The 13,070-nt window shown below is 72.1% G+C and carries 11 protein-coding genes; 3 read left to right on the forward strand and 8 right to left on the reverse strand.

Features of this window, described 5'->3' with window-relative positions:
- Window positions 1-2: 2 nt before the first annotated feature.
- On the reverse strand, window positions 3-1,628 hold the full coding sequence (gene pruA / locus AC0HI0_RS42400; protein ID WP_480929099.1) for an L-glutamate gamma-semialdehyde dehydrogenase: 1,626 nt from the start codon (window positions 1,626-1,628) through the stop codon (window positions 3-5).
- Window positions 1,629-1,780: 152 nt separating this feature from the next.
- On the opposite strand from pruA, the gene AC0HI0_RS42405 reads away from it, so the two are divergent.
- Together AC0HI0_RS42405 and AC0HI0_RS42410 are read left to right on the forward strand one after the other, a co-directional pair.
- Complete coding sequence (locus tag AC0HI0_RS42405) at window positions 1,781-3,322, forward strand: PucR family transcriptional regulator (RefSeq protein WP_480929100.1); 1,542 nt, start codon at window positions 1,781-1,783, stop codon at window positions 3,320-3,322.
- A gap of 32 nt (window positions 3,323-3,354) precedes the next feature.
- Complete coding sequence (locus AC0HI0_RS42410) at window positions 3,355-4,398, forward strand: fatty acid desaturase family protein (protein ID WP_480929101.1); 1,044 nt, start codon at window positions 3,355-3,357, stop codon at window positions 4,396-4,398.
- Here the strand turns inward: AC0HI0_RS42410 and AC0HI0_RS42415 are convergent.
- From AC0HI0_RS42415 to AC0HI0_RS42435, 5 genes are read right to left on the reverse strand one after another with little or no spacing between them, the layout of a single operon-like run.
- Complete coding sequence (locus AC0HI0_RS42415; RefSeq protein ID WP_480929102.1) at window positions 4,307-4,975, reverse strand: YidC/Oxa1 family membrane protein insertase; 669 nt, start codon at window positions 4,973-4,975, stop codon at window positions 4,307-4,309. The genes AC0HI0_RS42410 and AC0HI0_RS42415 overlap by 92 nt on opposite strands.
- A gap of 37 nt (window positions 4,976-5,012) precedes the next feature.
- Window positions 5,013-5,288, reverse strand: coding sequence for a DUF6412 domain-containing protein (locus AC0HI0_RS42420; RefSeq protein ID WP_480929103.1), 276 nt, complete (start codon window positions 5,286-5,288; stop codon window positions 5,013-5,015).
- 21 nt (window positions 5,289-5,309) lie between these two features.
- Entirely contained in the window at window positions 5,310-5,921 is a 612-nt protein-coding gene (locus tag AC0HI0_RS42425) for a nucleoside/nucleotide kinase family protein (protein WP_480929104.1), read from the reverse strand.
- Window positions 5,918-6,517: a DUF402 domain-containing protein gene (locus tag AC0HI0_RS42430; RefSeq protein WP_480929105.1), complete on the reverse strand. Its 600-nt coding sequence runs from the start codon at window positions 6,515-6,517 to the stop codon at window positions 5,918-5,920. The genes AC0HI0_RS42425 and AC0HI0_RS42430 overlap by 4 nt, the downstream gene beginning before the upstream one ends.
- Window positions 6,518-6,551: 34 nt before the next feature.
- Window positions 6,552-7,961 (reverse strand): GAF domain-containing protein, encoded by a 1,410-nt coding sequence (locus tag AC0HI0_RS42435; protein ID WP_480929106.1) that lies wholly within the window; start codon window positions 7,959-7,961, stop codon window positions 6,552-6,554.
- Between the two features lie 145 nt (window positions 7,962-8,106).
- Here AC0HI0_RS42435 and AC0HI0_RS42440 point away from each other — a divergent pair, with 145 nt between their 5' ends.
- Window positions 8,107-9,648, forward strand: coding sequence for an aldehyde dehydrogenase family protein (locus AC0HI0_RS42440; RefSeq protein WP_480929107.1), 1,542 nt, complete (start codon window positions 8,107-8,109; stop codon window positions 9,646-9,648).
- Between the two features lie 156 nt (window positions 9,649-9,804).
- On the opposite strand, the gene AC0HI0_RS42445 is transcribed toward AC0HI0_RS42440, so the two are convergent.
- Both AC0HI0_RS42445 and AC0HI0_RS42450 read right to left on the reverse strand, forming a co-directional pair.
- Window positions 9,805-11,412 carry a beta-N-acetylhexosaminidase gene (locus tag AC0HI0_RS42445; RefSeq protein WP_480929108.1) on the reverse strand — a complete coding sequence of 536 codons (1,608 nt, stop codon included), beginning with the start codon at window positions 11,410-11,412 and terminating at the stop codon, window positions 9,805-9,807.
- An 85-nt stretch (window positions 11,413-11,497) separates the two neighbouring features.
- Entirely contained in the window at window positions 11,498-12,979 is a 1,482-nt protein-coding gene (locus tag AC0HI0_RS42450; protein ID WP_480929109.1) for a CYTH and CHAD domain-containing protein, read from the reverse strand.
- Between the last annotated feature and the right edge of the window lie 91 nt (window positions 12,980-13,070).

Raw genomic sequence — 13,070 nt, forward strand, 5'->3', positions numbered from 1 at the left:
GGTCACCCCTGGTGCGGGTAGCGGTGGGAAGTCGGAGCCGCGAAGGTCTCCTTGATGGAACGGGGGCTCACCCAGCGCAGCAGGTTGTGCACCGAGCCCGCCTTGTCGTTGGTGCCCGACGCCCGGCCGCCGCCGAAGGGCTGCTGGCCGACGACCGCGCCGGTCGGCTTGTCGTTGACGTAGAAGTTGCCCGCGGCGAACCGGAGTTCGTTCTGGGCGTGCGCGATGGCCGCGCGGTCCTGGGCGATGATCGCGCCGGTGAGCCCGTACGGGGCGGCGCTCTCCATCTGCTTGAGCACGGCGTCGTAGTCGGCGTCGTCGAACACGTGCACGGCCAGCACCGGGCCGAAGTACTCGGTGGTGAACACCTCGTGCGACGGGTCGGAGCCCAGGATCACGGTGGGGCGCACGAAGAAGCCGTCCGAGTCGTCGGCCGTGCCGCCGGCCGCGACCTCCAGCTTCGGGTCGCCCTTGGCGGCCTCCAGCACGCCCGACAGCTTGTCGAACGAGCGCCGGTCGATGACCGCGCCGAGGAAGTTCGACAGGTCGGTGACCTCGCCCATGGTCAGCGACTCGACGTCGGACAGGAAGTCGTCCTTGACCCGGTTCCACACCGAGCGCGGCACGTAGGCGCGCGACGCGGCGGAGCACTTCTGGCCCTGGTACTCGAACGCGCCGCGGACCAGCGCGGTGCGCAGCACGTCGACGTCGGCGGACGGGTGCGCGAGCACGAAGTCCTTGCCGCCGGTCTCGCCGACGATGCGCGGGTAGGAGCGGTAGCCGGCGATGTTCGCGCCGACCTGGCCCCACAGGTGCTGGAAGGTCCGGGTGGAGCCGGTGAAGTGGATGCCGGCCAGGTCCGGGTGGGCCAGCGCGACCTCGGACACGGCCAGGCCGTCACCGGGCAGCAGGTTGATCACGCCGGGCGGCAGGCCGGCCTCTTCGAGCAGCCGCATGGTCAGGTGCGCGGCGACGCTCTGGGTGGGCGAGGGCTTCCACAGCACCACGTTGCCCATCAGCGCGGGCGCGGTGGGCAGGTTGCCCGCGATGGCGGTGAAGTTGAACGGCGTGATCGCGTAGACGAAGCCCTCCAGCGGGCGGTGGTCCGTGCGGTTCCACACGCCGGGCGAGGACGACGGCTGCTCGGCGGTGAGCTGCCGGCCGAAGGCCACGTTGAAGCGCCAGAAGTCGATCAGCTCGCAGGCGGCGTCGATCTCGGCCTGGATCGCGGTCTTGGACTGGCCGAGCATGGTGGCCGCGTTGAGCGTCTGCCGCCACGGGCCCGCCAGCAGGTCGGCGGCCTTGAGCAGGATGGCCGCGCGGTCGTCGAAGGACAGCGCGCGCCACGCCGGGGCGGCCTGCTGGGCGGCGGCGATCGCGTCCCGGGTGTCCCGCGCGGTCGCGCCGTGCAGCGTGCCGAGCACCGCGCGGTGGTTGTGCGGCTGGACGACGTCGAAGCGCTCGCCACCGCCCACCCGCTGCTCGCCGCCGATGGTCAGGGTCAGTTCGGTGGGCTCCTTGGCCAGTTCGGCCAGCTTCGCCTGGAGCTGCGCCCGCTCCGCGGATCCGGGGGCGTAGTTCAGGACGGACTCGTTCACCGGTGCGGGGACCCTGGTCACGGCATCCACAAAGCAGCTCCTTCACCACTGAAGACTGTGTCGTCTCACGGTAGGACTACCGAGCGTGCACACCGTTGTCCGCGCGTCTAGGCTTGCGGTCCCGCCGTTGTTCGCGCGGACAAACGTGCGGCCGGTCGGCTGCCGTCCGAAAGGGGGCAGGGGTGAGCCTGCGGCAGGTGCTGATCGCTCTGGGTGACCCTCTGGTGGAGATCCAGGTCGCCCCGCACGGTCTGGAGGTCGACGTCCACGACGTGGTCATCCTCGACCCGGACGACGTCCCGGACGTGCGCCCCGGCGACCTCGCACTGGTCATCGGCGCGCGCGGACGTGCGGCGTTGTCGCTGGTCAGGGCGGCGGGACAGGGTGGCGCGGCGGCCGTGGCGGTCAAGGTGGACGCGCCCGCGCCGATGCTGCGCCAGGCCGCGGCGGACGCGGGCGTGGCCCTGCTCGCGGTCCGCCCGGAGGTGCGCTGGGAACACTTGGAGTCACTGGTCCGGGGTGTGGTGAGCAGCGCCCGGCTGACCGCCGACGCGGGTGCGGGCGAGGTGCTCGGCGACCTGTTCGCGCTGGCGCAGACGATCGCCGCGCTGACCGGCGGGATCGTCAGCATCGAGGACACCGCGAGCCGGGTGCTGGCCTACTCCCGCTCCTCCGACGAGGTCGACGAGCTGCGCCGGCTGTCCATCCTGGGCCGCCAGGGGCCCGAGCCGTACCTGAAGATGCTCCGCGAGTGGGGCGTCTACCAGCGGCTGCGCTCCGGCGAGGAGGTCGTGCGGATCGAGGAGCGGCCCGAACTCGGCATCCGGCGGCGGATCGCGGTCGGCATCCACGCGGGCAGCCAGCCGCTGGGCACGATCTGGGTGCAGGAGGGGGCGACGCCGCTGACCGAGCAGTCCGAGCGGGCGCTGCTGGGCGCGGCCCGGGTGACCGCGCTGCACCTGGTGCAGCAGCGCGAGCCCAGCGCCGCGTTCCGGGAGAACCTGCTGACGTCGTTGCTGGACGGGAGGATGGACGCCGCGTCGGTCGCCGAGCAGATCGGCGCGGACCCGGACAAGCCCGCCGCCGTGGTGGTGTTCGCGTTGCGCGGCCAGGAGAGCGCCGACCGCACCCAGCACGAGTTGCGGCACACCGAGATGACCGGGCTGATCTCCGTGCACGCGGCGGCCTACCGGCGCAGCGCGCTGGTCAGCCAGTCCGGCGGGCGCACCTACGTGCTGCTGCCCGACCTGCCGCCGACCGCGCCGCTCTTGGCGCTGACCAAGGAGATCGTGGCCGCCGCGCGCAAGCACATGGGGCTGCGGGCGCAGGGCGCGATCGGCTCGACGGTGTCCACAGTGGACGAAGTGATGGTGTCCCGCAACGAGGCCGACCGGGTGCTCGACGCGATGGCGCGCGACCTCGACGTGGACGTCGCCACGCTGGCCGACGTGCGGTCGCGGGTGCTGGTCAGCGAGACGTTGGCGCTGCTGGCCGAACACCCCCGGATCCGCGATCCGAGACTGGCGGCGCTGGACCCGGAACTGGCCCGTTCCCTTTTGGCGTACCTGGACGCGTTCGGCGACGTGCGGGCCGCCGCGACCGGTCTGCACGTGCACCCGAACACCCTGCGCTACCGGGTCCGCCGGGCCGCCGAGGTCGGCGGGTTCGACCTCCAAGACCCTCTACTCCGGGTGTTCGCCCAGTTGCAACTAAGGCTGCCCTGAGCACGTCACCGCGCGCCCCTTAGGCTCCGCGCGTGAACCTCGATGCGTCGCCCAGGCGCGGCAGTGACTTCGCGGAGTTGTCCAGGTCGGTCAAGCAGGCGGGTCTGCTCGACCGCCGGATCGGCTTCTACGTGCTGTGCCTGGTCGGTGGCGTCGCCGCACTGGGGTTGACCGTCACCGCGATGGTGGTGGTCGGTGACTCGTGGTGGCAGTTGGCGCTGGCGCCGCTGCTCGCCTTCGTGTTCACCCAGATCGCGTTCCTCGGCCACGACGCGGGCCACCGGCAGATGTTCGCCACCAACAAGGTCAACGGCGCGATCGGCCTGGTGCTGGGGAACCTGCTGATCGGGGTCGGCTTCGGCTGGTGGATGGGCAAGCACAACCGCCACCACGCCAACCCCAACCACGAGGACGAGGACCCCGACGTCGACATCGCGGTGCTCGCGTTCAGCGCCGAGCAGGCGCAGCGCAAGCGCGGCTTCTTCCGCTGGGTGGTGAAACACCAGGCGTGGCTGTTCTTCCCGCTGCTGCTGCTCGAAGGCTTCAGCCTGCACGTGATCAGCGCCGGCGCCGCGTTCCGCCGCGAGGTCCGCGGCTGGCAGCTGGAACTCGGGCTGTTCGCGGTGCACGTGGTCGCCTACTTCGGACTGGTCTTCACGATCATGTCGCCCGGCAAGGCGATCGCGTTCATCGCCCTGCACCAGGGCCTGTTCGGCGTCTACATGGGCTGCTCGTTCGCGCCCAACCACAAGGGCATGCCGGTGCTCACCGCCGGTCACCAGTTGGACTTCCTGCGCAAGCAGGTGCTGACGTCCCGCAACGTGACCGGCGGCTGGTTCACCGATTTCCTGCTCGGTGGCCTGAACTACCAGATCGAGCACCACCTGTTCCCGAACATGCCCCGGCCGCACCTGCGCCACGCGCAGCACCTGGTCCGCGACTTCTGCCGGGACAAGTCGATCTCCTACGCCGAGTGCGGCCTGTTCACCTCTTACCGGTACGTGCTGGAGTTCCTGCACGAGGCGGGAGCTGAACTGCGCGATACAGGAAAGCTCGCTCCAGCAGCGTCCAAGTAGTCGTGGTCAGCAGGTAGATCCCGGCGGCCAGCGGGAGCACGGCGGCGATGGCCACCGTGCCGAACGGCAGCAGCCGCAGGACCTTCGCGAACGGCGGCTGCGGGCCGCCGGCGCGCGCGGCCACCGCCGCCTGCCACCGCGAGGTCGCGAACGCGACACCGGCCAGCACCGCGAACAGCGGCAGGAAGACCGCGTTGTGGTCGTACGCGCCGAACCAGTGCGTGCCCAGCGAGGTGCCGAACAAAGTGCCGTCCAGCAGCGGGTTCGGCGTGCTGACCAGCCGGTACATCACCATGAAGAACGGTGCCTGGACGAGCGCGGGCAGGCAGCCCGCGAACATCGAGGTCCCGTTGGCCCGGTACAGCTCCAGGGACTTCTCCTGGAGCTTGCGCGGGTCTTTGCCGTACTTCTCCTGGATCGCCCGCATCTGCGGGGCGAGCGCGGCGCGGGCTTTCTCGCCGCGCACGGCGGCACGGCTGAGCGGGTGGACGAGCAGTCGGACGAGGACGGTGAACGCGACGATGGCGAGGGCGGGCGTGGCGACGCCGGCCAGGGCTGAGCCCAGGTCGTAGAACACGGGGGTACTCCGTTTGCACGAGCGGGAACGGGGGACGTCAGGCGCTCAGGCCGAGTCCCGGTGCTCGTGGACGGGGGCGACCCGCGGCGTCGGGGTCGCGCAGCCGCAGGAAAGCCGTTTTCAGGGCTTTCTCGCGCAGCGAGAGGGACCGCACCCACGCGGGGGCGCTCTGCACCGTCGGCGCGGCGGAGAGCAGCAGCAGGACCACGGCGACGGCCGTGACGACCGCCAGCAGGTCGGCCGGCGAGTGCAGCAGGGTGAGCGCGAACAGGCCCGGCAGGTAGAGCGCGAGCAGCAGCTGCAACCTGGCCACGTCCACCTCCCCCGGGAATCCTCAGTCGAGACTACCCACCAGAGCGGGTCTCGTGGGGTGGTCGTAGCGCACGATCACATCCGCGCGGGGTTCGTAGCCGGCGTAGGCGGGCAGCGTCCACGCGTCCTCCGGCGCGGTCTGGCGGGCCAGCGCGGCGTCGGACAGCCACAGGTGCACGGCGAGTTCGGCGGGCAGCCACTTGTCCAGCAGCAGCGTGCCGTCCAGCAGCAGCACCCCGCCCTCGGGCAGGGTCGCGTAGTCGGCGCGGCTGGCCCGGTCGGTCTCGGCGTTCCACAGCGACGGCAGCACCCGCCCGGTGCCGCCCGGCTCCAACGGGTCCAGCACCTCGCGCAGCAGGCCGCCGATGTCCAGCCGGCCGCCGCGGAACGTGTCCGGGTTGGTGCGGCCGAACTCCAGCCGGACCGAGGCGGGCCGCAGGAAGTCGCCCGACGAGACGTGCAGCACCGGGCGCCCCCGGGCCTTGAGCGGCTCCACCAGGGACTCGGCGAGCCGGTCCGGGCGGGTCGGCGGCGCGCCGTCGAGCAGGACCCGGGTCCACGCCCCGCGCGTCGCGTCGATCCGCTCGACCAGCTCGGCGAGCAGGGTCGGCGGGGTCAGCGGGCGGACCTTCACGGCAGCGGGTAGTCCGCCCAGCCGGCCGGCAGCTCCGGCACCGGCCAGTCCGGGTCCGGGGCGAACCCCGCCCACGCCGGGTCCCACCAGGTCGTGCCGGCGTCCAGCATCGCCTCGACCTCCTTGCCGGTGCGGCGGATCGCGTCGCCCTGCTCGGCGGTGTACTTGCCGTGCGCGACCTGGAGTTCGAACTCCTCGCGGTCCCGGTCGGTCCAGCCGCCCTCCGCCGGGGCCCAGTAGTCCAGCTCGTGGTCGAGCGTGTCGAAGCCGAGCGGGGTGCGGCGCAACGGGTCCTGGAGGTTGAGGTACCAGCCCGCGAACCGGCGCTCGTCGCCCTGCCAGTAGAGGTCCACGGAGTAGGCGTCGCCGGGCCGGTGCAGCTGGAGCTTGCCGTGGCCGTCCCAGCGGGTGCGGCCCAGCTCCTGCCAGTGGTGCGGGAACGGGTGCGGCGGGAACCCGAACCGGGTGCCGGGCACGGTGAACACGGCCAGCAGCCCCGGCCCGTCCTCGACCACCCTGGTCGGCGTGACCGCCCACGGCCGGCCGTGCAGCACTTCCCGGCGCAGCGCCACGTCCCCCGGCGCGAAGAACCCCATGCCGACCAGCCTAGGCGGGCCGGTCGCGGCGGTGTCAGGCGAGCGCGCGGCCGAGCCTGGTCGCGGCGAGCGCGCGGCGCGGATCGGCGCGGGGGAGCAGGCGGACCAGCAGCTCCAGCACCTCGGCGTCCTCGACGACGCCCGCGAACGTCCACAGCACCTCGACGTCGTCGTGCTCCAGCACGCCCCGCCGCACGGCCGCCGCCAGCTCCTCGCGCTCCTCCCGCACCACGGGCGCGTCCGACCGGGGCAGCAGCTCGCCCCGGTACACCGACACGGCCAGTGGCACGTCACCCGCCCGCAGCGCCTTGCGGGCCGTCAGGAAATCGCCCCGGACGTCGGCCGAGAGCCGGTAGGGCCTGGTCAGCAGCACGTCACCGAGCTGCGCGCGCAGCCGGTGCAGCTCCGCCCGCACGGTCGTCGGGTTGCCGCGCTCCCCGTACAGCCGCAGCGCCAACTGCTCGGCGGTCGACCCGCGCGGGTGCAGGGCGAGCGCGGTCAGCAGCTCCGCGTGCCGCAGCGACAACGCCAGCGCACGCCCGTCCAGCGACCCGGTCGGCTCGCCCAGGAACCGCAGCGAGAGCACCGGTCTTCGACGGGTCGGACGCGGCACGCGGAGCAGGTACCCCTCGTCCAACGGCTCCACGACCGCCTCGCGCCCGTCCGCCAACCGCACCGGGCCGCCGGACACGTCCACCCGCGTCGCGGGCAGTCCCGAAGCCGCCGCCAGCACCCGTCCGCTGGGGCTGAGCAGCGCGGCCGGCTCGCCGCGCAGGCCGATCAGCCGACCCAGGTTCGCCGCGCGCACCCGCTCGTCGCGGGCCGCCTGCCGCACCTGCAACTGGCTCTCCACCAGCCGCGCGGCCGTCGACACCAGGGCGGTCGTCGCCGGGTGCACGCTGGTCAGCGGGCCGCTCACGTCGACCACGCCGAGCGTGCGGCCGGTGTCCGGGTCGCGCACCGGCGACGCCGTGCACGTCCACCCGTGGCAGGTGCGCACGAGGTGCTCCGCGGAGTGCACGGTCACCGGCCGGCCGAGGGCGAGCGCGGTGCCCATGGCGTTGGTGCCGATGGCGTCCTCGCTCCACCGCGCGCCTTCGGTGAGCCGCACCCGCTCGGCCGGGCCGAGCACCGACGCCGCGCCCTCGCACCACAGGATGTGGCCCTCCGCGTCGGTGATGATCATGATGTGCTGGGCGGCGTCGGCGATGCTCACCAGCGTCTCGCGCAGCATCGGCAGCATCGCCGCCAGCGGGTGCGCCCCGCGCAGCCGCACCACCTCGTCGCGGGCCAGCACGACCGGCGCCTCGTGGCGGTCCGGGTCGACCAGCGCCGCCAGCGACCGCCGCCACGACTCGACGATCACCGGGCGCGCGCCGGACGTCGGCGTCCCGCTCAGCGTCGCCTCGTGCAGACGGGCGAGCCGGCGCGGGTCTGGGTGCATCGCGGAACCTCCTGGCTGACCAGGATGACTGGCGTCCGCGCGCGGCGGCAAGCCGATCGCTGCTCCGATCGGGTGCAACGTGACTGCAACGTTCCGGCCCCTACCGTCGTCCGGCGACCAAGGCGACGACGCGGGAGGCGACGAGATGACCAGGTACGCGGCACCGGGTCGGCCGGGCAGCGTGATGACCTACCGCGAGCGGTACGACCACTTCATCGGCGGCGAGTACGTGCCACCCGCCAAGGGCCGCTACGCCGCCGACACCTCCCCGGTCACCGGCGAGGTGTTCACCGAGGTCGCCCGGGGCACCGCCGAGGACGTCGACCGGGCCTTGGACGCCGCCCACGGCGCGGCGCGCGGCTGGGGCCGCACCCCGCCCGCCGAGCGGGCCACCGTGCTCACCGAGATCGCCGACCGGATCGAGGACCACCTGGAGGTCCTGGCCGTCGCCGAGACCTGGGAGAGCGGCAAACCGGTGCGCGAGACCCTGGCCGCGGACCTGCCGCTCGCGGTCGAGGGCTTCCGCTGCTTCGCGGGCGTCATCCGGGCCCAGCAGGGCGGCTTCTCGCAGCTCGGCGACGACCTGGTCGCCTACCACGTGCCGGGGCCGCTGGGCGTGGTCGGCCAGATCGTCGGCTGGAACTTCCCGCTGACGGCAGCCGCCTGGAAACTCGCGCCCGCCCTCGCCGCCGGCAACACCGTCGTGCTCCAACCCGCCGAGGAGACCCCCGCGTCGATCCACGTGCTGATGGGCCTGATCGCCGACCTGCTGCCGCCCGGCGTGGTCAACGTCGTCAACGGCTCCGCGGAGGAGGCGGGCAAGCCGCTCGCGTCGTCCCGGCGGATCGCGAAACTCGCGTTCGCCGGCGAGGCGTCCACCGGGCGGCTGATCCTCGGGTGCGCCAGCGAGAACCTGGTCCCGGTCGCCGTCGAACCCGGCGGCACGAGCACCGCCGTCTTCTTCGCCGACGTCGCCGCGCGCCACGACGCGTTCCACGACAAGGCGCTGGACGGCTTCACCGGGTTCGCCCTCGACCAGGGCGCGATCGGCACGTGCCCGTCACGGGCGCTGATCCAGAGCGCCGCCTACGACCGGTTCCTGGCCGACGCCGCCGAACGCACCGAGACCGTGCGGCAGGGCGACCCGCTGGACACCGGGACGGTGGTCGGCGCGCAGGTCAGCGCCGAACGGCGGGACCGGGTCCTGTCCTACATCGACACCAGCCGGGCCGAAGGCGCACGGGTGGTGTGCGGCGGCGGACCCGCCGACCTCGGCGGCGACCTGTCCGGCGGGTACTACGTGACGCCGACGATCTTCGAAGGCGACGACAAGACCCGGGTGCTCCAGCAGGAGATCTTCGGGCCGGTCCTGTCGGTGTCCCGGTTCGACGACTTCGACGACGCCGTGAAAACCGCCAACGACACCGCGCGCGGGCGCGCCGCCGCCGTGTGGTCCCGCGACGGCGGCACGGCCTACCGCGCGGCCCGTGAGATCCAGGCGGAACAGGTGTGGGTGAACAACCACCACGCCTACCCGGCGCACGCGGCCTTCGGCGGCCACGGCGAATCCGGCACCGGGAACCGCAACGCCATTCTCGACCGCTACCAGCAGACCAAGGCTGTGTTTGACGGCCGCTGCTTCACAGGCGGCGGCGAGGTCGCCGGGAAGTCGGCTCATCGGTCCTGATTTCCCGGCGATCGAAAAGCGTGATCGCCGGGAAATGAGGCCCGACAAGCCGACGCGACCTCGCGTGGTGGCGCGGGGTGCAGAGCAGGGGGAGAGGTCGGTCAGCCGGGGGTCGGTTGTGGCCCGCCGCGATGGGCGGTCAGACCAGGGTTGGGGTTACTTCCAGGGGATCTGGGGGGAGGGGTAGAAGTTCACGCCTTGCGCCTTCCAGCGGGGGGCGTGTGCGGCGAGGCGGTCCTTGAACTTCGCCCAGTCGTGCGTGCTCCACGGTGACCAGCCCAGTTCGGCGATCGCGGGCAGGCGTGGGAACGCCATGAACTCCACCTCGGCCGAGTTCGTCAGCGTCTCCGTCCACAGTGGAGCTTCGACGCCGCGGACCGCCGATGCCGGCAGGTCCTGGATGTACGCGCCGGGGTTCCAGTCGTAGGCGTCCTCGACGTCGGTGTAGCCCGCCCAATTGAGGCCGAGCTTGGTGTTCGCGTCGTACTTCATGTCCAGGTACGCCTTGGTCGCCGGCGACAGCACGATCCGGTTGCCGCGCGCGGCGGCGGCGACCATGTCGGCGGCCACCGTCTTGGTGCCCCAGAACTGCGGCACGGCCGACGCGCCCGGCGTGGCCTTCACGAACTCGTGCCAGCCCGACGCGGTCTTGCCGTACTTCTCCACCAGCGGCAGGACCTTGTCCATGAACTCGATGAAGTCCGGGTCCGTCGTCGCGTGCGCCTCGTCGCCGCCGATGTGCAGGTACTCGCCCGGGGTCAGCGCCGCGACCTCGCGCAGCACGTCGTCCACGAACTTGTAGGTGATGTCCTTGTCGATGCACAACGAGCTGAACCCGACCTCGATGCCCGTGTAGAGCGGAGGGGCGACGCCGTCGCAGTTCAGCTCGGCGTAGGAGGACAGGGCGGCGTTGGTGTGGCCCGGCAGGTCGATCTCCGGGATCACCTCGATGTGCCGGGACGCGGCGTAGGCGACCAGGTCGCGGTACTGGTCCTGGGTGTAGAACCCGCCGGGACCGCCGCCGACCTCGGTGCTGCCGCCGTGCGCGGTCAGGTTCGGCCAGCTCTTGATCTCCAGTCGCCAGCCCTGGTCGTCGGACAGGTGCAGGTGCAGCCGGTTGATCTTGTACTGGGCGATCTGGTCGATGTAGCGCTTCACCTCGGCCACGGAGAAGAAGTGCCGTGCCACGTCCAGCATCGCGCCCCGGTGCTCGTAGCGCGGGTAGTCCAGGATGCTCACGCCCGTCGCGTTCCACGGCCCGCGCTGCTTGCTCCTCGACTCGACCTTCGCGGGCAGCAACTGGCGCAACGTCTGCACGCCCGCGAACAGGCCGGCCGCCGTCCGCGCCCGGACCACCACCCCGCGCCCGGTCACGTCGAGCTGGTAGCCCTCCTCGCCGACCCGGTGGTCCGCGCCGGTCAGCAGCAGCGAGATGCCGCGGCCGGACGCGCCGGGCACGACCGGCAGGCGGTAGCCGGTGGACGGCCGCAACACGCCGGCCAGGTACTCGCCGACCTGCTTGGCGGCCCGCGAGCCGGGCTGGGTGTAGATGCGCGTGTCGCCGGTGAGCGCGTAGGTCACGCCCGGCTTCGGCGCGGCTTTCACGGGTGCGGGCACGATGCTGAGGGGCACAGGTTTCTCCGGAGCTGCCGGTTCGCCGACCGCGGTGCCCGCCGCGCCCAGGAGCAGCAGGGCGGCGAGCGCCGGGGCGAGCAAGCGCCGGCCGGCACGACTGGTTGGTTCCACTCTTCGAGGCACGGACATCCTCCTGGGATCGGTGTGGATAACCCGTGCGGCGGCTTCGATCACCGTTTCAGCCGTGCCCCGAGAGTGTCAAGGTCCAGACCAATCAGACAAACTTCGGCCGGCCCAGTTCCGCCCAGACGGCCGGGAAGTGCTCCTCCACCCGCGCGGCCTTCGCCTCCTCCAGCCCGTACAGCAGACCGAACGTGAACCCGTTCTCGCCGTCCCGGTGCGCCTGCGCCCCGAGTTCGCGCAGCACCGGCCGTGCCACGACGCTGTCCTGGTGGTCGCCCAACAACGTCTGAAGATCCTTGAGGCGCTTGCGGTACTTCTTCGCGCTCGTGCCGTACAAGGGCTCCACGGTCTCCACCGCGTACCGCAGACGCTTGGCCGCCTTGCGCGACTCGTGCAACGACTCGTCGTCATGCGCGTGCTCCGCGTGAAGGGCCAACCGCTTGTAGGTCTTCACCACGAACTTCGGCAACACCTGCTTCGCCTTGCCGTGCGCCAACGCAGTCAACGGCGGATCCGCGAGCAACGCGTCCACGGCGTCCAACAAGGCGAAGTACCTGCGGCTGTTCATCGCCGTCATGGCCGACTCGTGCGCACCCGCCTCCAACGGCGCGAAATGCCGCGTGAGCAGCGCGGACACCGGCCCGAGCACGAGCGTGGAATCCAGCCTCGCCACATTCGCCTCGTACCCGGCGCGCATCACCTCCGCGTCCCGCGCGTCGCCCAGCACACCCGCCAACCACTTCAATTCATCGGTCAGCACACGGGTCCGATCACGCTCCACGACCTTCCCGAACGCCTGGAGCGCGCTGCGCATCCGACGCGTCGCCACCCGCATCTGGTGCACCGCGTCCTCCTCCTGACGGCGCACCTTCGGGTCGTAGTGCATGAGCGCCTCCGACTGCTCACGCAAGTACGCCAACACCACGTCACCCGCCGACTTCCCCCGCTTGGGCGCGGGCCGTCCGGGCGCGATCCGACCCGCGAGCAGGCGGGTCAGCTTGGCCGACGACGTCGACCGGGTGATGCCCACCTCGGCCAGCCGGCGCTCCACGTGGTCCAGCAGCGCGAGGTCGCCCCGCTCGCCCAGCTCCACCTCGATCTCGCGCCAGGTGTCCACCGACTCGTCCGCGACGTCCTGCGCGGACACCAGGTCCTCGACCACCTCGACCAGCAGCTTGCCGCGCTCGTCCACCAGCTGCCAGCGCTGCCGGGTGGTCCGGATCCGGGCGACCGGGGTCAGCGCGTCACCGCGCGCGTGCACCTGGACCAGCGAGCCCAGCTGCTTGGGCGGGTGCTTCGCGGCCCGTCCGGGCGGCAACCGCACCTCCTCGCGGGTGTCCTCGGCGACCGGCAGCTTCAAGTGCCAGCCCGCGTCGTCGCCCCCGACCCGCCGGCGCAACGTGAGGCCCGCGCGGGCCAGCCGCAGGTCGGCGGTGTCGTAGTAGACCGCCTCCAGCCGCTGCTCCTCGGGGCCCGCCGCGGCGGCCACCCCCGGCAGATCGGCCAGTTCCGGCAGCGCGACGCCGGTCGGGGCCTCGTACTTTCGTTCCGTCTCGTGAACCGATGTCGACATGTACCAGACATACACCGTTTGATGGGTGTTTACGCTATGTAACTGTGGGTGAGGGTGCGTTGACCTGCACGGGGGTTGTTGCGGACCGTCC

This window comes from Saccharothrix sp. NBAS 001, assembly GCF_056640475.1.